General features: G+C 46.3%; 16 protein-coding genes. 6 read left to right on the top strand and 10 right to left on the bottom strand.

Annotated features, from left to right (window positions below; translation table 11 throughout):
- Positions 1 to 33: 33 nt before the first annotated feature.
- The 7 genes from AB6805_RS25825 to AB6805_RS25795 form a co-directional block, all read right to left on the bottom strand.
- Positions 34 to 582 carry an RNA polymerase sigma factor gene (locus AB6805_RS25825; RefSeq protein ID WP_370912344.1) on the bottom strand — a complete coding sequence of 183 codons (549 nt, stop codon included), beginning with the start codon at positions 580 to 582 and terminating at the stop codon, positions 34 to 36.
- Between the two features lie 187 nt (positions 583 to 769).
- Positions 770 to 1,639, bottom strand: coding sequence for an anti-sigma factor domain-containing protein (locus AB6805_RS25820; protein ID WP_370912343.1), 870 nt, complete (start codon positions 1,637 to 1,639; stop codon positions 770 to 772).
- Between the two features lie 66 nt (positions 1,640 to 1,705).
- Positions 1,706 to 2,224: an RNA polymerase sigma factor gene (locus AB6805_RS25815; RefSeq protein WP_370912342.1), complete on the bottom strand. Its 519-nt coding sequence runs from the start codon at positions 2,222 to 2,224 to the stop codon at positions 1,706 to 1,708.
- Positions 2,225 to 2,328: 104 nt separating this feature from the next.
- Positions 2,329 to 2,907, bottom strand: a complete 579-nt coding sequence (gene def, locus AB6805_RS25810) for a peptide deformylase (protein WP_370912341.1) — start codon at positions 2,905 to 2,907, stop codon at positions 2,329 to 2,331.
- Between the two features lie 102 nt (positions 2,908 to 3,009).
- Positions 3,010 to 3,423: a Holliday junction resolvase RuvX gene (ruvX, locus tag AB6805_RS25805; protein WP_370912340.1), complete on the bottom strand. Its 414-nt coding sequence runs from the start codon at positions 3,421 to 3,423 to the stop codon at positions 3,010 to 3,012.
- 25 nt (positions 3,424 to 3,448) lie between these two features.
- Positions 3,449 to 4,315 (bottom strand): UbiA-like polyprenyltransferase, encoded by an 867-nt coding sequence (locus tag AB6805_RS25800; protein ID WP_370912339.1) that lies wholly within the window; start codon positions 4,313 to 4,315, stop codon positions 3,449 to 3,451.
- Positions 4,316 to 4,327: 12 nt separating this feature from the next.
- On the bottom strand, positions 4,328 to 4,861 hold the full coding sequence (locus tag AB6805_RS25795) for an RNA methyltransferase (RefSeq protein ID WP_370912338.1): 534 nt from the start codon (positions 4,859 to 4,861) through the stop codon (positions 4,328 to 4,330).
- 46 nt (positions 4,862 to 4,907) lie between these two features.
- On the opposite strand from AB6805_RS25795, the gene mutS reads away from it, so the two are divergent.
- The gene (mutS, locus tag AB6805_RS25790) at positions 4,908 to 7,517 is read left to right on the top strand and encodes a DNA mismatch repair protein MutS (RefSeq protein ID WP_370912337.1); all 2,610 of its coding nucleotides are present in this window, start codon (positions 4,908 to 4,910) and stop codon (positions 7,515 to 7,517) included.
- Between the two features lie 84 nt (positions 7,518 to 7,601).
- On the opposite strand, the gene AB6805_RS25785 is transcribed toward mutS, so the two are convergent.
- The 3 genes from AB6805_RS25785 to AB6805_RS25775 all read right to left on the bottom strand — a co-directional run bounded on the left by AB6805_RS25785 (position 7,602) and on the right by AB6805_RS25775 (position 14,328).
- Complete coding sequence (locus AB6805_RS25785; protein ID WP_370912336.1) at positions 7,602 to 9,305, bottom strand: SusD/RagB family nutrient-binding outer membrane lipoprotein; 1,704 nt, start codon at positions 9,303 to 9,305, stop codon at positions 7,602 to 7,604.
- 28 nt (positions 9,306 to 9,333) lie between these two features.
- Complete coding sequence (locus AB6805_RS25780; protein ID WP_370912335.1) at positions 9,334 to 12,585, bottom strand: SusC/RagA family TonB-linked outer membrane protein; 3,252 nt, start codon at positions 12,583 to 12,585, stop codon at positions 9,334 to 9,336.
- A gap of 714 nt (positions 12,586 to 13,299) precedes the next feature.
- Positions 13,300 to 14,328: a LacI family DNA-binding transcriptional regulator gene (locus tag AB6805_RS25775; protein WP_370912334.1), complete on the bottom strand. Its 1,029-nt coding sequence runs from the start codon at positions 14,326 to 14,328 to the stop codon at positions 13,300 to 13,302.
- A 312-nt stretch (positions 14,329 to 14,640) separates the two neighbouring features.
- Here AB6805_RS25775 and AB6805_RS25770 point away from each other — a divergent pair, with 312 nt between their 5' ends.
- The 5 genes from AB6805_RS25770 (at position 14,641) to AB6805_RS25750 (ending at position 22,431) form a co-directional block, all read left to right on the top strand.
- Positions 14,641 to 15,516, top strand: coding sequence for an AraC family transcriptional regulator (locus tag AB6805_RS25770; protein WP_079470510.1), 876 nt, complete (start codon positions 14,641 to 14,643; stop codon positions 15,514 to 15,516).
- A 138-nt stretch (positions 15,517 to 15,654) separates the two neighbouring features.
- Positions 15,655 to 16,239 carry an RNA polymerase sigma factor gene (locus tag AB6805_RS25765; RefSeq protein ID WP_370912333.1) on the top strand — a complete coding sequence of 195 codons (585 nt, stop codon included), beginning with the start codon at positions 15,655 to 15,657 and terminating at the stop codon, positions 16,237 to 16,239.
- Positions 16,240 to 16,331: 92 nt separating this feature from the next.
- Complete coding sequence (locus AB6805_RS25760) at positions 16,332 to 17,351, top strand: FecR family protein (protein WP_370912332.1); 1,020 nt, start codon at positions 16,332 to 16,334, stop codon at positions 17,349 to 17,351.
- A 5-nt stretch (positions 17,352 to 17,356) separates the two neighbouring features.
- Entirely contained in the window at positions 17,357 to 20,842 is a 3,486-nt protein-coding gene (locus AB6805_RS25755; RefSeq protein ID WP_370912331.1) for a SusC/RagA family TonB-linked outer membrane protein, read from the top strand.
- An 11-nt stretch (positions 20,843 to 20,853) separates the two neighbouring features.
- On the top strand, positions 20,854 to 22,431 hold the full coding sequence (locus AB6805_RS25750; RefSeq protein WP_370912330.1) for a SusD/RagB family nutrient-binding outer membrane lipoprotein: 1,578 nt from the start codon (positions 20,854 to 20,856) through the stop codon (positions 22,429 to 22,431).
- Positions 22,432 to 22,489 lie beyond the last annotated feature (58 nt).

The raw sequence follows: 22,489 nt of genomic DNA, 5'->3' as shown, positions 1-22,489 counted from the left end.
GAAATGTTGTGGGTCCACTATTGCAAAAAATATTTACTTGTTTAAAATGGTTCTTAATTGATTAATGGCATTGCGCATCCTCGTTTTCACGGTACCCAAAGGAATGTCCATTACCCGGGCAATTTCTTCCTGGGTACAACCTTTATAATATGCTAAATCTATCAGGGTACGCTGTTCTTTGGTAAGCTTTTCCAGGATCCGGGAAAACCCAAGGTAGTCGGTAGATGGCTGCACAGCGATGAGGCTGTCGACTACATGTACGTCATCCGGCATATTCCGGATTTTCTGCTCCATCTTATGGGATTTTGACCGGAGAATATCTATTGCGGTGTTCCGCGCAATATTCAGCATCCAGGTAAAAAGCCTGCCTTTTGTTTCATCGTAGCGGTCGAGATGACGCCAGATCTTCATGAATACGTCCTGCAATACATCCCCGGCGGAGCTGTCGTCGTTCAGCACCTTCACAATCACCCCATATAATGCCGGCGAATACTGGTCATACAGGTAACTGAATATTTTCTGGTCACGGGCTTTCAAACCCTGCACCAGCTCAGCTTCTGTATATGTAGCAGCGTATTGCAAAACAGATTGGATATAATTTTAGATAGTTAGTTACGGATAGATTTCACAACACGACAGAACGGAACATGATCATCATGCCTTCAGCTTTCACGGATATTTTTTTTATAACAGTTGTGCTTCTTTGAAATGGTTAATCGGGGTGCCGGTAAGGCAAGATACTCATTTATCATGATAAACAAACCCGGCGTTATTTTGCCAGTTTTGCCGACATGCATACCTGGTCCATACTGGGATTCTGGCTGCCGCCTTTCTTTTCAAGCGTAATGGCAAAGCCTTGTGCAGCAGCCACCGCTTTCATTTGTTGTAACAATTGTGATGCATCGGCGCCGGTGAGGAACACACCTGCATCCACCAGTTTCTTATTCACAATGGCCCACAGCTGGAATTGCTTACCAGCCGGAGGTATAGGCATTAATTGCGCCTGCAGGTATACGGCGTGTGTTTTTGCATTCCATCCTACGGCTACCAGGTTGCCGGCATACTTGCCGCCACCGGGTATCTTTGTCCATTTAAAATCGGGGTTATTCAGCGGATCTGCTTCTGTTACTACGTTGGCAGGCGTTTCCTTCAAACTGGTCAGCGCCTGTTGTTCTTTATCTGCTTCCAGCTTTTCTTTGGTGGCTATGAGCGACTGGTAGCGGCTTTTATAGTCGGTGGATTTACGGAAGAAAAAGAAGTTCATGAAAACACTGCCCAGCAACAAAGCTACAATGGCGGCTGTGAGATACTTCCATAGCTTGTCATTTGATTTTTTTGCTACCGGCAGCTGTTTTACCGGTGTTTCCCGGGCGGGCTGCTGCACTTGTTTTTTATTTTTCCCGTTCAGGGGAGCGGAGATGGGCGCACGCAGTTCATCCGGCAGCAGGTTGTTTCCTTCCTGCGTGTTTTCCTGACGGATAATTTCCATCAGCCGTTCCTTAATGCCGTAAGGAGGGGCTATCGCGTACAGCTGCACAAAACGCTCCTTGTCATGCTGCAATGAATCCACTGCAGCTTTAACATCGGGGTATTGAGATACGGCCGTTTCTACCTCACCTTGTTCTGTTTCCGGTAACATACCGAATACATAGCTTTCAAGGATTCCGGATGATATGTATCGTTGTACATCCACTATTTCTTATAATTACAATTGTTTTAACAGTGTTCTCAATTGTATAATAGCATTGCGCATGCGGGTTTTCACCGTACCCAATGGTATTTCAAGGGACTTGGCTATTTCTTCCTGGGTATGTCCCTTGAAGTAAGCCATGTCAATAATAATACGTTGATCTTTTTGAAGCTTTTCAATCACTTTGGTTAAACCAAGATGGTCCACAGATAAATGCACCGCCAGTTGTGGTTCATACATCAGTGCCACGCTGTTTACATCCTGTACGCGCTGTTCCAGTTTGTGATTTTTTGAGCGGAGACTATCAATTGCTGTGTTGCGGGTAATATTCAACATCCAGGTGAATAACCTGCCCTTTGAGGCATCATAACGGTCAATATTCCGCCAGATCTTTACAAATACTTCCTGCAGCACATCTCCGGCGGCTGTTTCTTCTCCCACTACTTTCAGGGCTACACCATATAAAGCGGGTGAATAGTGATCATACAAATAAGTGAATATCTTTTCATCCCTGGCTATAAGGCCCTGAATCAATTCAACTTCAGTGTATGTTAAGGTAGCTCCCAAGTTTGAGGATATGGATGTTATACTTTATGATACCAAAATAACAGGTTTTCTTTACATTACAAAATTATTTCCTATTTAGGGAACGTCATCCTGTAATCTACTCTTATTTTACCTTTGGTAATATCTTCCAGCTTACTTTTCAACATTCTGCGCTTTAATGGCTTCAGGTGATCGATGAATAAAACCCCGTCGATGTGGTCATATTCATGGAGGATTACCCGGGCAGTCACGCCGGTGAATGTTCTTACATGCGGGGTAAAGTTCTCATCCACATAGCTCAGGGTAACGGTTTCCGCACGGTTTACATCTTCACGCACCTTTGGAATGCTCAAACATCCTTCATTATATGCCCACTCTTTTCCGCCGGTTTCCACGATATGTGCATTGATAAATACGCCTTTCACCCCTTCATCTCCGGGATAATCGTTCTTTTCGTCTTCTTCCAGGTTATGAATAATCTGCTCACTATCTATCACAAACAACCGGATCGCCTTATTTACCTGTGGAGCGGCAATGCCCACACCATTAGAACCATACATGGTTTCCCACATATTGGCAATCAATTCCTTCAGGTTTGGATATTCAGGAGTGATGTCTTCTGCTACTTTTCTCAATACCGGGTGCCCGTAAGCTACAATTGGCAAAATCATGTTCAAATACTTGGTTTAATCCGCAAAGATAGACAATTTCGTAGTTAAGCGGAGGTTGTCTTTCTCAGGATTACGCTGATTTTGGTGATTTTTTATATGTTATTATATTTTATTACGGAGATATTCCTGTAATATAATAGTGGCACTTATTTCGTCTACCAGGGCTTTATTCCGGCGGTCCATTTTCTTCAGACCGCTGTCGATCATCGTCTGGAAGGCCATTTTAGAGGTAAAACGCTCATCTACCTTTACAACAGGGATATCGGGGAAATTCTTTTTAATGATGCGGATACACTCCACCACCAGTGCAGTGGCATCGGTAGCGTTACCATCCAGTCCTTTGGGTTCTCCTATTACAATCGTTTCCACCTGTTCGGCGGCGAAGTACTTTTTCAGGAAAGGGATCAGGTCGTGCGTAGCAACGGTGGTAAGCCCGGTGGCAATCATCTGTAAAGGGTCTGTTACGGCCAGTCCCGTTCTCTTTTTTCCGTAATCTATTGCCATCAGGCGGGCCATATAGTAGCTTTTAACAAGGTTAGGGCTAATGAAAAACGAGCATGTCTGTGATCGCAAAAACAGCGAACACTACACTCGCAATCCCGTTGGTAGTCATAAACATGATATTGATCCTGCTGAGATCATTGGGTTTTACCAATAAATGCTGGGAAACGAGCATCACCACAAAAACAGCTGCTCCTATCCAGTAGATCCAGTGAAAATGCCCGGTTAAGCCGATGGTTACTACCAGCGCGGCCGCTATCACATGAAGTAATTCAGAAAAACGCAGGGCGCCGGAAAGTCCCAGCCAGGCCGGAATGGAATTCAGCTGCTGCGATTTGTCAAAATCCTCGTCCTGCAGGGAGTAAATAATATCAAATCCGGATACCCAGCATAGCACCAGGAAGGATACCAGTACCGGTAACAGTGCAAAACTGCCCGTTACCGCCAGGTAAGCGCCTATGGGCGCCAGCGACAACCCCACGCCCAGTACCAAATGGCAAAATGCGGTAAAACGCTTGGTATAGCTATATCCCAGCACCACCAGCAAAGCTACCGGTGACAGGTAAAAGCATACCGGGTTGATAAACCAGGTGGTGATAATAAACAATACCACATTGGCTATAATAAAGAACAGGGCATTTTTGGGAGATATGATACCGGCCGGTATTTCCCTTTTTGCCGTACGTGGATTGAGCTTGTCGATATCCACATCCAGCCACCGGTTGAACGCCATTGCCGCACTGCGTGCAAACACCATGCACAGCACTACCAGTAAAAACGTTCCCCAGTTGAAGCTGCCGCCTCCTTTGGTGGTAGCCATAAAAAAGCCGGTGAGGGCAAAAGGCATGGCAAAGATGGTATGACTGAACTTTACCAGCGATAGATACTTGTTGACCGTAGAAATCATATAATTAATCCTTTAAGCCTTCTTCAATTTTACAAAGATATCCCAAACCACAATACCAGTGCTCACGGAAATATTCAGGGAATGCTTCATGCCCAACTGGGGAATTTCGATACAACCATCTACCAGCTTCATTACTTCCCCGTCCACCCCGCTCACTTCATTCCCAAAAACCAGCGCCAGCGGCTGATCTGCCGGAGGCGTAAAACTGTTCAGCATATAACTGTTCACCGCCTGCTCAATGGCCATCACCCGGTACCCGGCTGCTTTCAGTTCCCGTACCGCGCTCACCGTGGTGTCAAAATACTGCCACTCCACCGTTTCGGTAGCGCCCAAAGCCGTTTTATTGATATCTCGGTGCGGTGGCACCGGCGTATAGCCGCAAAGAATGATCCCCTGTACCAGGAATGCATCCGCGGTACGGAACACTGATCCCACGTTGTGCATGCTGCGTATATTATCCAATACCAGTACAATAGGCGTTTTATCGGCAGCCTTGAACTCTTCCACCGTTTTACGGCCCAGTTCATCCATGCTTAATTTTCTCATCACCTGCAAAGATAATAGGATGGGATGAGTTTTATATATTTGCGCCATGGCAAAAAGTAAAACGGAAGAAACACCGCTCATGCAGCAACATAAGGCCATCAAGGATAGATACCCTGATGCCGTACTGTTGTTCCGTGTTGGCGATTTTTATGAAACGTTTAATGAGGATGCAGTTATAGCCGCCCGTGTACTGGGCATTGTGTTAACCAAAAGGGCCAATGGGTCCGCCTCTTATGTTGACCTGGCAGGATTTCCCCACCACTCGTTAGATACTTATCTCCATAAACTGGTAAAAGCCGGTCACCGGGTAGCCGTATGCGACCAGCTGGAAGATCCCAAAACAGTAAAAGGCATTGTTAAACGCGGCGTCACTGAAATGGTCACACCCGGCGTAGCCATCAACGATAAGCTGCTCGAAAACGCCAGCAACAACTTCCTGGCGGCGGTTCATTTTGGTGCAGACTCCACCGGCGTGTCTTTCCTCGATATTTCCACCGGGGAGTTTTTTATTGCAGAAGGCAGCACGGAATATGTGGATAAACTCCTCCAGAGCTTCCGTCCGGCGGAAGTACTGTTCGCCAAACAACAACAGAAAAATTTCAAAGCCACTTTCGGCACCCGTTTCTACACCTATACGATGGATGAGTGGATATTTACCACCACCTATGCGGAAGAAATACTGCTGAAACATTTCCAGACCCATTCCCTGAAAGGATACGGCGTGGAAGGCCTGCCCGCTGCTATTATCGCTGCCGGCGCCACCCTTCACTACCTGAAAGACACCGAGCATCCCAACCTCCAGCATATCACACGCATGCAGCGCATCAGCCAGGACGATTTCCTCTGGATGGACCGCTTCACCGTGCGCAACCTGGAGCTGCTCAACAGCAGCGTAGAAAACGGGCATACCCTCCTGAAAGTACTGGACAATACCGTTACACCTATGGGGGCACGCCTGCTCAAACGCTGGATGGTATTCCCCCTCCGCGATATCAAAGCCATCAACGAACGGCTGGATACCGTGGAATACTTTATCAAAGAAACCGATCTATCCAAGTCACTGGTACACCACCTGAAACAAACCGGCGACCTGGAAAGACTGGTATCCAAGATACCACTCAAGAAAATAAATCCGCGGGAAGTACTACAGCTGGCCCGCTCCCTGCAACAGGTACAGGCCGTGCAGGCACTGCTGGAAAACAGTAGCAGCGACTACCTCCGCCGGCTAAACGAAAAGCTGGATCCCTGCGTTCCCTTATTGGACCGCATTCTTAATGAAATTATGGAAAACCCGCCGGTACTGGTAAACAAAGGCGGCTGCATCAAAGAAGGCGTAAACGCAGAGCTGGATGACCTCCGCAATATCGCGAACAAAGGGAAAGACTACCTGCTGCAAATTCAACAGAAAGAATCCGAAGCTACCGGCATCCCTTCCCTGAAAATAGCTTTCAATAATGTATTCGGCTATTACCTGGAAGTAACCAACACCCATAAAAACAAAGTGCCCGACCGCTGGATGCGTAAGCAAACACTGGCCAACGCAGAACGCTATATTACGCCTGAACTGAAAGAGTATGAGGAAAAAATTGTAGGGGCGGAAGATAAGATCCAGGTGCTGGAAAGCAGATTGTTCGACGACCTGGTACAAAGCCTGCAGGCATTTATTAAGCCGGTACAGGAAGATGCGCAGGTGTTTGCGCGGATCGACTGCCTCCTGTGTTTTGCACATAATGCCATGCAATACAAATACCGCCGCCCGAATATCACGGAGGGATTTGACCTGGTCATCAAAGAAGGCCGTCACCCGGTGATCGAAAGAGGATTTCCTGCCGGTGAAAGCTATGTTTCCAACGACCTCCAACTGGACAAAGCATCCCAGCAGATCATTATTCTTACCGGACCCAACATGTCCGGTAAATCGGCCCTGCTGCGGCAAACAGCGCTCATCACCCTGATGTCGCACATGGGCAGCTTTGTACCTGCCACCAGTGCTGATATTGGTCTTACTGATAAAATATTTACCCGTGTAGGCGCTTCCGATAACCTGAGCGGCGGTGAATCTACCTTCATGGTGGAAATGAACGAAACCGCCAGCATCATCAACAGCATTACCCCCCGCAGCCTTGTGATACTGGATGAAATAGGACGCGGTACCAGCACGTACGATGGCATTTCCATTGCCTGGAGCATCGTGGAATACCTTCACGATATGACTGCGCACTGCCCTAAAACGCTGTTTGCCACGCACTATCATGAGTTGAATGAACTGGAAAACAAACATGCGCGGGTAAAGAACTTCCATATCACTAATATGGAATCGGGGAACAAAATTATTTTCCTGCGTAAACTGGCGCCGGGCGGAAGCCGCCACAGCTTCGGTATTCACGTGGCCCGCATGGCGGGCATGCCGCCTGAGCTGATCAACAGGGCCAATGAAGTGCTGGCAAATCTCGAAGAAAAACATATTGATGCGCCATTGCAGAAAAACATAAAACAGATCAGCACACCGTCTCAGAAGTTACAGCTGAATATATTTGACGCGCACAGTGATGTGTTCCAGCAGATCCGTGAGAAACTGGATACCGTGGATATTAACCGGCTAACGCCGGTGGAAGCATTGCTGAAGCTGAGCGAGATTAAGAATATGATCGGGTAGGTTTCTGATCATGATTATCATAAAAAAACGTCCCGGAATATATCCGGGACGTTTTTTTGTCTTATAATAACTTATACGGTTACACTATTTCTTATCCCACCAAACACGGCCTGTAAAGTCATTATCATTTGATCCATATTCACCGGTCTTCTGCATTTCAGTAATGGCATTTCTCCAGTTGGTCTGGTTCGCAATAGAAGGTTGAGGTAATGACCAACGACGTGGAATAGCCACTGTTTGTCCGGAGGACACCATTGGTTCCATTGGCAGTATACCGTCTACCTTAGGCACACCTGCTCTTTTCCATGCACCCCAGGCTTCCCATGGTGATTTAAAGTGGTTCAGGAAGTTCTGGATATTGATTTTTTCCAGCAATACATCTGTAGCGCCGGTGAAAGCCACTGCGGGACTTGCAATATAAGCCTGTAATGCAGCTGCATCCAGCGGTGCATAGTCCTGGATCTTTGCCAGGCTACCCATTGCATCATATGCAGTTACGGATGCAGTGATACCATTCACATAATAAGTTTTGGCATCTCCTTCTACCATGCCACGTACAGCCAGTTCCGCCAGCATAAAGCACTGCTCTGCATAGGTAAGGATGGGCTGTGTATAGCGGGCTCCATTGTTGGATCCATTCTCTGCATCGAGATTAAATAACCTGCGCTGAAGAGCCGACACGGTATCCGCATTCCTGTTGACCGTTTTGCCATTGATCACCATGGTATACTTCTTAACAGTAAATACATTACTGTAAGCAGCATTGGTTCTTTTATCCGGACTGGAAGGAAGACCTACATAGCGGCGATCCACATATTGTGCTGTGGGGCTATAAATACCTGCCAGTTTCAGACTGTCGAACAATGCTTTGGTGTAACTGTTCTTTTCAAAGAAAAGATTCAGACGCGGATCTTTGTTATCTACCATGTAATCCACCATGTTCTTGGCGGCAGACAGCGGGTTGTTATCCATAGCCCAGTTGCCACCACGTGCGAAGTTGATGGCAGCAGAAACAAATTTCCATTCATCGTCGTTGGACGCAAAAATACCGGCATTGCTGGCTAATACTTCTTTAGCCACGGCACTTACTTTTTCAGGTGCCCTCTTTAACAGGCGCATCGCAATTTTCAGACGAAGTACGTTACCAGCTTTTGCCCATTTTGCAGCGTCTCCGCTGTAAAAGATATCGTTAGCGCCATAGCTTACCTGGGTAGGTAATCCAGCTGCCAGTGTTTCTACCGCCTTTTTCAGTTCCGCATCCCAGGTGGTAAACAGGGATTCCTGCGTATCATATTTGGGCGTAAAATTAGCGTCGCTGCGGGCCTGCCATGCCTCTGTATATGGGATGCTGCCGTTAGCATCAGACACCCTCCAGGAAGAATATACCTTTAAGATCTGTGCAATAGCTACCAGGTTGCTGTATTGCGCCTGCTGATCCTGTGGCTTCCTGGCCACTACATCCTGTATTTCTACCAGGTTACGGCCAATATTCTTATATAATGCATTATAAAAATCATTGGTGTTATTCGGGCTAAATAAACCGGTAGGAGATGTTCCCGGTGAAGCTACGCCGAACTGCATCCACTGCATCTGGTATTGATATGCGTCATAGAACCAATCAAAATCACGGTCTACAATGCTTTTCACAGATTGTGTGATTAATAATTCCGGTGGCGGATCTTGCGTGATAACCGGACTTGTATTCAGGTCAGCGAAATTTTTTGTACAGGAGCTCAGCATTAAACCCGCAACTGCCACACCTATACCCCATTTATTAACAGTTTTCATCTTTCTTTTTTTTGTTGTTAAACGGTTATTAGAATCCTACCTGCACAGTTACACCCATGTTACGAACAAATGGTACAGCACCATATTCGGAGAATGCAGAAGTTTTGTTGTTACGTACTGCTTCCGGGTTAATATGATCCGGCAGATTATTGAACAGGTAACCCAGGTTACGACCCACCAGTGATACACGGAGGCTGTTAAGTTTCCAGCGTTGAACCATATCTGTTGGCAGAGAATACCCGAGGGATACTTCACGCAATGCCACATAAGAAGCATCAAATACAGATGCCTCACGGATACCAATACCCCAATCTCCGATCATACCGTAATACTGCATTGGTGTAACAGGAGATACATAACCTTTTTCGTAGGCCTGCTGGTATGTCATACCATCCAGTGTAATATTCTGGCCATCTTTATTGATAACAGTTCCTTGTGCAAACACACCCTCCGGGATCATACCATCGTTGCGTTTTACGCCGGAAGCGTCTGTGTAAGTGATACCGCCGTGTTCAGTGTCACGTCCTTCCATAGTGTTGGCTGTATTACCTCTGCCGGTACCATACTGATGGGAAGCAGAGAAGAAGTCGCCACCAATACGTGCCTGGATCAGTACACCGAGTGACCAGTTTTTATAAGTAAAGGAGTTTTGTAAACCGAGGTTGAAGTCAGGTAAGATATTACCTACGATTCTGCGGCCACGTACAAATTTGTATGGAAAATCAGAGCCACCAAAAGTGATCAGGTTATTACCATTGGCATCCTTGGTATAGCCGTAATCCGTGATCAGGTCGCCATAAGCGCCGCCTACTTTGGCAATGGCCTGTACGCCCTGATCTTCATTCAGCTGCATCTGGTCTACGCCAGGTGTGAGGCTGACAATTTTATTTTTATTACGGCTACCATTCAGACTTACATCCCAGGTAAAGTTTTTACTTTGTATTGGCGTTCCGTTGATCATTACCTCAATACCCCTGTTGATCATGCTACCAGCATTGATATAGCGGGATACTACACCACTTTCAATGGTAGTTGGCAGGTTGATGATCTGATTAGTAATATTGGTACGGTACCAGGCAACGTCAAAGCCCAAACGATTATTCAGGAAGCGGACATTCGCACCTAATTCCACACTCTTGGAAATAGATGGCTTCAGGTTCATGTTAGGCAGGATATCCTGGTTAAAGATATTCACCATTGGCAGGTTCTCACCTGTACCTGAGCCTCTGAAATAATCGGAAGTGTAATAGCCTGTATTGATCTGGTATGGATCCAGGTCACCACCTACCATAGCGTAGGAAGCGCGCAGTTTACCATAGCTAACCCACTCTGGCAACGTATTTTTCAGCGTCTGGGTAAATTCCCATGCAGCACTTACAGAAGGATAGAAGTAAGAGTTGGTGGTATTCCCAAGACTTCCTTTAGGATATGTCAGCGCAGAGGACCAATCATTACGACCGGTTACATCCAGGAACAATTCATTATTATAAGAAAGACTGGCTGCAAAGAACACAGAATTGATCTGTTTACGCAGCAGCGGGTCATTTTTAATTACTGATGAGCCGGTGCTGTTACTGATGTCATAGAGGAAAGGTATACGTAAACCACCACTGGTGTAGTTGTTATATTGTTTACCGATACCGCTGTTCCAGGTTTCCGCTCCCAGATTTAAGTTACCGTCAAATTTCTTTCCCAGTTTCGGCGTGATAATCGCCATACCGGTGAAAGTATATTGAGATTTATTCACACCTGCAATAGAGTAAAAGCCATCGGAACCCGTAAAGTTAGTCCCTGTACCTGCTTCCTTACGTTCATCGGTGCTTTGCTCGCTGCTAAAGTTTGCTTTACCTACAAATTTCAGCCAGTCAGTAGCAGTGGCGGTCAGGGAAAAATTCCCCGTGATCAGTGATTCCTTGCGGGACCAGCTGTTATATGCCTGCTGAAAGAAGTAGTCGGCGCCCGGATGTGTACTCAGATCGGCACGGCCACCCTGTGCTCCGGTGAAATTTTCCGGTTTGCTCCAGATGCTTGGATCATAGTTACGTGGAAATACATACACCCATTTACGGCCAATGTTGTAGCTGGTGTAATCGCCACCCTGACGATCAGGATTCATTGTTTTACTGGTAGCATAAGTCACCCCCGCATCTGCACTCAGCACTTTAGAGATCTGGGAAGATCCACGGAATGCAAAGGTATTTCTTCCAAAACTGTTGTTGGGAGATACGCTGTTATTGTCCAGATGGGAGTAAGACAAACGGAAAGTTCCTTTATCATTACCACCTTCCATGGCTACGTTGGTATTAAAATATTTACCTGTCTGGTACAGGTCCTTCGCATTATTTGGTTTGGCAGTGTACGGAACCTGCATACCATTAGCCAGTGTTACCGTGCTGCCGTCCATTTTGGAACCGAAGCTGTAACCACCTGCCGTATTATCGTATTTACCGTCGAGACCCTGACCGTAAGAGTTTTGCAGGTCAATGGCGCCGCGATATACTTTTTCCATTTGTGCCGTTTGGCTAACTGTAACGCCAATACCTTTCCTGGCAGTACCTTTTTTGGTGGTAATCAGGATTGCACCGTTGATAGCGCGGGAACCATACAAAGCAGTAGCGGCAGCACCTTTCAGTACGGTTACTGATTCATAATCGTCCGGGTTGAGGTTTTTCAATACGTTACCGAAGTTTACGTCGTTGGCACTTTCATCATTTTCAAAGATCACACCATCCAGAATAAAGATGGGTTGGTCTTTACCATTTAATGATTTAGCACCACGCAGTACGATACGCGGAGCAGCGGCAGGACCGCCAGCAGCTGCGGAGATGTCCAGACCTGCTACCTTACCCTGTAAGGCCGATACAGGGTTAACGGAATTGGTATTCGCCACATCCGCCCCTTTTAATTCTGTTACCGCATAGCCGAGTTTACGCTGTTCGCGTTTCATACCCATAGCGGTAACCACTACTTCATTCAGATTCTTGTTGTCTTCTTTTAATACAATGTTTACGGCAGACTGTCCATTAACAGCTACTTCCTGGTTGATAAATCCAATGTAGGAAAAAACGAGTGTAGCGCCGTCTGCTACCTGGATTTTGAAATTTCCATCGGGGCCGGTTGTAGCTCCGTTGGAGGCGTTTTTCTCTTTTACGGTAACACCCGGTAAAGGCGTTCCTTTTGCGTCCTTAACGGTTCCCGCAACAGCTTTCTTATCCTGCGCCCACGCAGTGATACAGCAGCATAAGAAAAGCAACGTGGTGAGAAGAAGTGATCTTCGCATAGCTTCCTTTTGGTTTAGTGAATTATAACAAGTGAATCAGACACATAAGCAAAAAAAGACACAAAAGTCCCGCTACCATTAACTTGCCTGCATTGCACAGGAGTCCTGATGGTAATCAAGTAGTTTCCGTTCTTAAAAAATCAAATGGAATTACTCCATTGGCATTAATTGTTATTCTGACACTACAGCAGAAGTAAAACGTTTTAGCAATACCACATAAAAAAAACCTGTATACCATTTTCACATATCATTTCACTACAAGTTTGGCTGATCAGTTTTGAATAATGGTTTCAAACTTAGGGATAATTATGAGAAGTGCAAAGAAGATTTAACAATTTTTTTATTTATCGTTAACAGCTCGTTAAGAAAGAGAAAATAATATTCCATGTGATCAAAATAGCATTAGGAGGTGATCGCCTTCGGCGATGCGGAAATTGTCTTGGCTCAGGATTACGCTGATTATACTGATTAGCTGGATTTTTACTTTTTGGATTTTTAAAGATTAAAAAAGATATCAGCGTATCATTTTCAACTATCTTTTTTGAAAAATAAATGAGATATTAGTTTAATTACAATAAAAACTAAGGGAGATAACAGCAGTATCTCCGCTCTTATCTCCCTTAATCTTTAAAAAATCCAAAAAGTAAAAATCCAGCTAATCAGTATAATCAGCGTAATCCTGAGCCAAGACAATTTCCGCATCGCCGAAGGCGATCACCTCCGCGAAGACGCGCGGATAATCAGCTCTGGCTCCAGCACTACCTGTTGTTGTGGAGAAGCAGGTGCCCCTGCCGGATGATTTAATTCTTTCATCAACACTTCCACAATACTTTTCCCGATGGCGGCAATAGGTTGTGAAACACAGGTAATGGAAGGACTATGCAAACGAAACAGATCGTGGTCATCAAAGCCCACCAGTCCGATTTCTTTTCCTATTTCCCAGCCCATTGAGCGGATGGTTTCAATACCAGCAATTCCAAGGTAGTTGGTCGCAAAAAATACGGCGTCTACACCCTTTGCAGCAGTGAGGAATTTCTTTATTTCATTATTGAAACTTTCGCGGTCCAGGTCGAACGGCAGGCGTTTCACAAACGATTTATTAAAAGGAATTTTATGATCTTTGAGTGCTGCCGTAAAACCATCCAGCCTGTCTTTCATCTGCGTTTGATCAGATGCGATGGTAACAATGGCAATTTTTTTATAGCCTTGCTCCACCAGGTGCGCAGTAGCATCATAGGCGCCCTTATAGTTGTTGAGCACCACATAGTGACTGTTCACATGCGGGAAATAGCGATCCACCAGCACCAGCGGCTTCGCAGCCGATTGAAGCAGTTCTATTTCTTTATCGAGGTTTTTGGTGGGCGTAATAATATAACCATCTACCTGCCGGTATTTCAGCACTTCCAGTAGACCCTTTGCCTTTTCCGTATTATCTTCCGTACTGCCGTAAAGTACTTTATAACCGTGCTTGTCGGCCTCGTCTTCCACTACTTTAGCCAGCGTGGCGAAGAAGTTGTTCGCAATGTCCTCCACAATAAGACCAATGGTTTTGGTTTTACCGGTTCGCAGTCCGCGGGCAAGCTGGTTGGGTTTATATTTCAGCCGGGTTGCAATTTTCTGGATTTTCTTACTTACCTGTTCACTAATTCTTTTCTCCTTTGCTTTACCGTTGAGTACAAAAGATACCGTTGTGGGAGATACTCCGGCTTGTTTTGCAATATCTTTAATAGAGATCCCTTTCATAGAAAAAATGCTACATCGATTTAGCCGGACGTAATTTACAAAATGAAGTTGGAAATTACATTGTTGTACTAATTATTCCAAGTAACCCCGCCAAAACTATTACGCTACCCCGGTTGATTTTCTATCACATAAAAAGGTTATTTTCGGGAAAATGATATTTTTTTAACCAATTTTTAATAATTTGGCATCATTCATAGGACGATATCAATACTACTCACCTGCCTGCATAGGGTTCCCCTGAGCCAGGATAATGGCGATGGTAATAAAGTATAGGACGGTCACAGTAACATAGTAGCTTAAATTAATACATGAATGAAACCCATCCTTATTAAAGTTGGGGCTTTTGCCGATAATCAGATCACGATCATAGAAAGAAGTGATCCTTATTTCAATACACCATTCCACTTCCACCCGGAGTGCGAGCTGGTATATGTTACGGAAAGCCATGGGAAGAGAATTGTAGGGGATAGCATCGAAAGCTTTGAAGAAGGCGATATGGTGTTTCTCGGTCCGCATATTCCGCATGTATGGTATAATGAAGAAGAATACTATAAGGGAGATGAAAATCTGAAAGCCCGCTCTGTGGTTATCTATTTTCCCAAAGACATATTCGGGGAGAAATTTTACGGATTGCCGGAAACCAAAGCACTCAGTGAACTATTTCACCGGGCACAAAGAGGGATGAAAATCACCGGCGCCACCCATGAACTGCTGAAACCCGAAATCCTGGCGCTTCCGCGGAAGGAGGGACTGGACCGCATCATTTCCCTTCTCCACATCCTAAAAACACTTTCGGAAACCCGCGACTGCTACTACCTGGCCAGCACCGGTTACTCCCACGCCTACAACGTAAAGGATAATCATAAGATCGATGAAGTGTTCAAGTACGTCATGAATAACTTCTCCAAGGAAATATCCCTGCAGGATGTGGCCAGCATCACCAACCTCTCACCCCAATCCTTCTGCCGCTTCTTTAAAAACCGTACAAAAAAATCCTTTGTACAGTTCCTCAACGAAGTACGTATCGGTCACGCCTGTAAACGGTTAACCGAGGAAGACTGGTCCATCGCGGAAATCGCCTACTCCTGCGGCTTTAAAAACCTTTCCAATTTCAATCGCTTCTTCAAGGAAATAGTAGGCAAAACTCCTAAGGAATATAAAAATGAACTGCGCCTGAAGGAAGCATGATAAAAAATGTAATTATTTTATCATTTGGTTCTTTAGTTATTTTAAAAAGTAAGCGCCAAATGTCAGAATATCAAAATTTTCTTCTTACATTCATTTCAGTAATTATCAACCAAAACGCTTAATTACTACTGTAATTCGATGTACAGCAGTTATTCCGACAACCAGCTAATTTCGCTGCTGAAAAGCGACGACAGCGCTGCCTTCAATGCCATCTACGACCGCTACAGTAAAATGCTGTATTTGTTTATACACAGCAAACTGGACGCCTCAGAGATCAGCAAAGATGTGCTGCAGGAACTCTTTATTTCCCTATGGGAGAAGAGACATTCACTGATCCTCAAAGAATCATTGAAAGCTTACCTGTACCAGGTAGCCCGTCACAAAATCATCGATATTTACCGGAAAAACGCCACTTACCGCAAATACCTGCAGCAACTCATCGAACATTTCGATGCCCAGCCGCATTCCATCACGGAAACAGTAGACAATAAAGCACGGACACAGGAACTGTTTGAGGCGATCAACCACCTGCCCGGCCGCATGAAAGAAATTTTCATGCTCAGCCGGTTTGAAAACCTCACCGTAGAACAGATCTCCACCCATCTTGGCCTTTCCCAACAGACAGTAAAAAACCAGATTACCAAAGCATTGAAGATACTAAGGACCAGCTATGCCAGGACCGACCTGATCGTACTCCTGATATATATTTATTTGTTTATTTAACCCGCAGGCCCGGCGCCGGGTAAAAAATAATTAAATGTACATGGTACCTTTTCCACGTTATTACGACTTATCAACACATAAAACGGCAACAGGTGGACACAGAACAGATTAAAATATTGCTGGAGCGATATAACCAGGGGAATTGCTCACCGGAGGAAGCTGCTATTGTAGATCAGTGGTTTGAAAATATCAACCGGCATAAGTCCACCTACATAGCAGATAAAGAACTGGACCACGAGCTCGACAGCATCCGTTTACAACTCAATGAACATATCACACCCGCGCCAAAGGTGCGGCATATCCGTACCCGTTACTGGTACGCTGCCACAGCAGCGGTGGTTTTACTGGCGGCCGGTCTTTTCTGGTTCAATCAACAAACACCCCGCATACATCCTGTTAACCAACCCGCGCCCATTGCCGCCAACGGGGCCAACAGGATTGTAAAAAACGGGTTTGTGGAAATCAACACCCCCAAAGGCAACAAAGAAAGTATTACCCTGGAAGACGGCAGCTCCCTGGAACTGAACGCCGGTAGTAAAGTACGCTACCCCGAACATTTCGACAGCAACAGCCGCACCATTTTCCTGGAAGAAGGAGAAGCCTTTTTTAATGTAGCTGCCGACCCGGCCAGGAAATTTGTGGTGAATACCGGCGAACTGGCCACCACCGCACTCGGCACCGCCTTCAATATACGCGCATATGCCAGCGAACATAAAGTAACGGTAGCTCTCGTGAGCGGCAAGGTAAAAGTAGACCAGCTGAATAAAAACAGCCAATCCGCTTCATCCCTCATTTTGCTGCCAAGTGAACAGATCAGCTACGACCGTATTTCACTCAGCCTCGTAAAATCTGTTGTTAGTAAACCCGAAGACATCACCGGCTGGAAACAGGGATACCTCGTATTCAAAGATGCACCCTATAATGAAATAGTAACAGGTATAGAAAATCGTTATAACGTTACCGTTATCAACGAAAGCGACAAAAAAGAATGGAACTACAACGGCTCTTTCAAAAACGAAAGCCTGAAAGACGTCATGGATATTATTTGCCTGGCCAAATCCCTTTCTTATACCATTAAAAACGATACCGTTCACCTGCAAAACAAAAACTAGTCCATATGAGGGTAAAGCCATACCCCATGATGTGGTTTGTATCCATGGGGTTGATGCTGACACTACTGTTGGCCGGGAGCTTGAACACAACGACTAGTGCCATCACGCAAACACCCGACCCGCCCACAGGTATAGTTGTCACCATACAGGTAAAAAACAAAAACCTGGAAGAAGTAATGGCCGAAATTTCGGTAAAAACAGGACTAAACTTTCATTACGACAAAGCTGATCTTAACCTGAAGAAAAAGATTACGTTAAACTGTACGAAAACACCCATCGATGAAGTACTAGCGTTATTATCAGTCCAGGCCGGATTAAAGTTTACCCTTATCAACAACAAAATCATTGTAGGCGCAGAAAGTGAAGCCAAACCCTCACCCACTGCAGACCTGCTGAATCATGTATCTCTGGAGAGACAGATCAGTGGAACAGTACGCGATAACAAAGGCACGCCGCTCCCGGGAGTTACCATTCAGATCAAATATTCCAATAAAGGAACCCAATCTAACGCCGATGCTGGTTTTTCACTAAAAGCCAGCACCGGCGACGTGCTGGTGTTTAGTTCTGTTGGCTTTATCACCCGGGAAGTTATCCTGAGCGCCGATCCTCACCTCGATGTACGCCTGCAGGAAAATGTAAAAGCACTCAATGAGCTGGTGGTGACCGCACTGGGCATCCAGAAAAAAAGCAGGGAACTGCCCTACTCTACCCAACAGCTCGATGGCGATGACCTGCAACTGGTAAAAGATGCCAACGTTATCAACAGCCTGAACGGAAAAACAGCCGGCGCCACCATCACCCGCAGCGCCTCCGGCGTTGGCGGCTCCGTGAGAGTAGTACTGCGCGGCAACAAATCCACCCGTGAAAACCAGCCCCTGTATATCGTGGATGGCGTACCTTATGCCAACTACACACCCGCGCAACCTTCGGATGTATGGGGCCAGTCGCACAACATCATCGGCGCCGGCGGCCGCGATGGCGGCGATGGCATCTCCAACATCAACCCCGACGATATTGAAAGCATCAGCATCCTGAAGGGCGCTTCTGCTGCCGCCCTCTATGGCAGCCAGGCTGCCAACGGCGTGATCCTCATCACCACCAAAAAAGGAAAACCCGGCAGAAGCAAAATCGACGTTTCTTCCGATTATACCCGGGAAATGCCCGCAATCCTGCCCCCGCTGCAATATCGCTATGCACAAACCGATACGCCCGGCGTAGATAAAGTAGGCACGCCACAACCCGGATCACTCGGCAGCTGGGGCAGACCTGTGAACGCACCCGATCATGTAAAAAACTTTTATAACACCGGCTCCACCTTTACCAACACCATCGCCTTCAGCGGCGGCACAGAAACCGCACAGAGTTACTTCTCCTACGCCAACACCACCAATAAAGGAATTCTTCCCACCAACAAATTCGACCGCCATACGGTGAACCTGCGCGAAACCCTGAAGCTGCTGAACGACAAACTGGTAATGGACGCCAATGTATCCTTTACCGCACAAAACACGACTAACCGGTTGTCATCCGGATTGTACTACAGTCCTATTTCCGGGCTCTATACCTTCCCCCGCGGGCAGGACTTCGACTATTACAAAAACAATTTTGAATACTACGACCAGGGCCGCGACCTGTACATGCAGAACTGGTGGAACATCCGCAATGATAAAAAATGGATTGGCCAGGACGACCAGCAAAACCCCATGTGGGCGCTGTACCGCGACCTGCGCCTGGATTCCCGCTACCGCGGCCTCGCTACCATATCGCTTACCTGGCAATTGAACGATTGGCTGTCGCTGAAAGGGCGCGGCAACTTTGACAAATCGCTCGATCAATACGAACTGGAAGCATACGCCGGTACACAAATCGTACTCGCCGGTTCCAACGGCCGGTATACCCTCGAACGGGAATTTAATACCCAACTGTACGGGGATATCATGCTGAATGCCAGCCGCAAAATGAACAAGTGGCTGCACCTGGCCGGTAATATCGGTGCAAGCATCACCGACACCAAAGCACACGAACGCACTTTTAACGGCTCCAATCCCAATGCCGATCCGGGACTCACGTACCCTAATAAATTTTCGGTATCCAATATCCTGAGCACCTCGCTCGATGCACAACACAGCATAGATCAGAAACAATTGCAGGCCGTATTCGGCAATGTGCAGGCAGGCATCAACAACTACCTTTTCCTGGATGTCACCGGTCGTAACGACTGGTCCAGCACCTTTGCCTATACCTCTACCCTGCATAAAGGATACTTTTACTATTCCGCCGGGCTGTCTGCCGTATGGAGTGAGATGTTTAAAATGCCCGCCTTCATTGATTTCCTGCGTTCCCGTATTTCCTACGCCAAGGTTGGTAATGATATCGCCGCTTACGCATCCCGGCCGGCGGCATTTACGTTACAAACCATTGCCGGCGTAACACGGGTAGTATTGAATCAACGTACCCTGTATCCCGGTCTCAGCCTGGAACCGGAAGACAACCGTTCTTTTGAAATAGGACTGGAAACACATTTGCTGAAAAACAGGATCACCGCCGATGTAACCTTCTATAAAAATAATAACTACAAGCAGTACATGGAAGTGCCGGCGCCATTGGGTAACAGGTATAACACCTACTACCTCAACATGGGGAATATACAAAACCAGGGCTGGGAAGCTACGCTCACCTTAATGCCTATACGTAATAAGGCAGTATCGTGGACCAGCACCATCAACTTTGCCGCGAATAAAAATAAAATCGTTTCTCTTTCCAATTCCAGGATCATTGGTGCGGATACGAGCAGCATGTTTGTGCTCACCGATTTCGGAGTAAATATGTTTGGCTCCTTCATTATGGAAGGCGGCTCCTGGGGCGACATTTACTCCAATAAAGAATTGTTGCAGAACGATAAGGGCGCTTATGTAATTGATGCTGCCGGCAAATTGCAAACGCGCAACGCATTTAAAAAAGTAGGCAACCCAAATCCCGACTTTACATTAGGATGGAACAACAGCATCGACTATAAAAATTTCAACCTGAGCTTCCTCATCGACGGCCGCTTCGGTGGCAAGGTGATGAGTGTAACACAGGCGGTATTGGACTGGTATGGCGTAAGTGAAGAGAGCGCCAAAGCCCGCGATAAAGGCGGCGTGGAAATAAATGCGGTGAACAGCAACGGAACGCCTTACAGCGGGAAACTGGATGCGCAAAGCTACTATACCACTATTGGCGGCAGGGCCGGCATCGGTGAAATGTATATGTACGACGCCACCAACATCCGCTTACGGGAACTGAGCCTGAGCTACCGCATACCGCTGAAGTGGAAATGGATACGGAATATGCGGATGGGCATCGTAGGCAGGAACCTCTTCTTTTTTGAGCTGCATGCACCATTTGATCCGGAAGTATCGATGGGTACGGGCAACGGGCTGCAGGGCGTAGATGTTTTTGGATTACCACCCACCAGAAGTATGGGGATCAACCTGAGATTAGGCATTTAAAATACTCACCAATGAAAAGCTGGAAAATCGCCACATTATCCGCCGTTATGGCAATTCTGCTGGCAAGTGCATGTACGAAGAATTTTGATGAGATTAACAGAAACCCTTTCGACTTTACAGAAGAGGAGCTGAAAGCCGATTACCGGCTGATGGGGGAACCCTTATCCCAGGCGCAACTGAACCTGCTTATTTATAACGACCCGCCTACCGCGCAGTTACAACAGAATCTGAATGCAGATGTTTTCTCCGGCTATATGATGGCCCCCACCCCTTTTGAAGGCAATATCAATAACACCAACTATGGCCTGTTGTACTACTGGAATAATAAACCATGGCAGGTAACTTACAGCAATGTAATGAAGACCTGCGATTTTGCACAGTCGAAAGCGAAAGGTCATTACGCCGATTTTTATGCCTGGGCGCAGATCATCAAAGTGGAAGCCATGCACCGCATCAGCGATATTTACGGTCCCGTGATCTACACAAAATATGGTATACTGAATGAAGAAATGGGCATTGATTATGATTCACAGCAGGAAGCGTACTATGCTTTTTTTAAAGACCTGGATGAAGCGGTGGACACATTAACCGGTTTTATAAACAGTGGCTTCCCCCAACGCTTTGCAGCCTTCGACCTGGTATACAAAGGCGATTACACCCAATGGGTAAAATTTGCCAACACCCTTCGCTTACGGCTGGCCATCCGTATTTCCGGGATTGATCCGAAGAAAGCAAAGGAAGAAGGAGAAGCAGCGCTGCGGCATCCGCTGGGATTGCTCACAACACCTGCAGATAACTTTGCAGTGAATATTTCACCGGTTACGCATCCGCTGAATATTATGTGTTATACCTGGGCTGATCTGAGAATGAGCGCTCCCATGGAATCAATCCTCACGGGATATAAAGATCCGCGATTGGCACATTATTTTGTGCCTACCGACGATGGCGTAAATATTTACCATGGCGTCCGCAACGGTATTAAGATTGCTGCCAAAGAAGAATACAGCGGCTTTTCGCAGCTGGTAAAATTCGATAGCAGGATATTATTCATGACAGCTGCGGAAGCCTGGTTCCTGAAGGCCGAGGCAGCGCTATACGGCTGGCAGGGCGCCGGTAATGCGGCTACCAATTATGCTGCCGGCATCAGCACTTCTTTTAATCAATACAGCATTACTAACGCTAACGTATATATGAATAACAATGTGGATAAACCCCACCCATATACGGATCCTCAAAATAGCGACAATAACATACCGGAAGGCGATCCGCATTTAAGTACGGTTACCATCAAGTGGAATGAAAGCGCTACGCTTCAACAGAAACTGGAACGGATTATCACGCAGAAATGGATTGCCATGTTCCCCGAAGGACAGGAAGCATGGAGTGAATTCCGCCGCACCGGTTACCCTAAATTATTTCCCGTAGTAATTAACAACAGCGGCGGCACCATTTCTACCGAAAAATTTATCCGCCGCCTGCCCATGCCGCAGATAGAACTCGTTACCAATCCTAAAGCAGTAGCCCGCGCAGTAGCCACGTTAAAAGGACCAGACACCGGCGGAACACCACTCTGGTGGGATCTCCGGTAATATCTCAAAAAAAAATAAAAATAATTTAAAACAGGATAGTACTAAATATATCTCCACA

The sequence above is a fragment of the Chitinophaga sp. RCC_12 genome (assembly GCF_041360695.1).
GTDB lineage: Bacteria > Bacteroidota > Bacteroidia > Chitinophagales > Chitinophagaceae > Chitinophaga.
The sequence above is the reverse complement of the archived record's forward strand: the minus strand, read 5'-3'. Positions and strand labels throughout refer to the sequence as shown.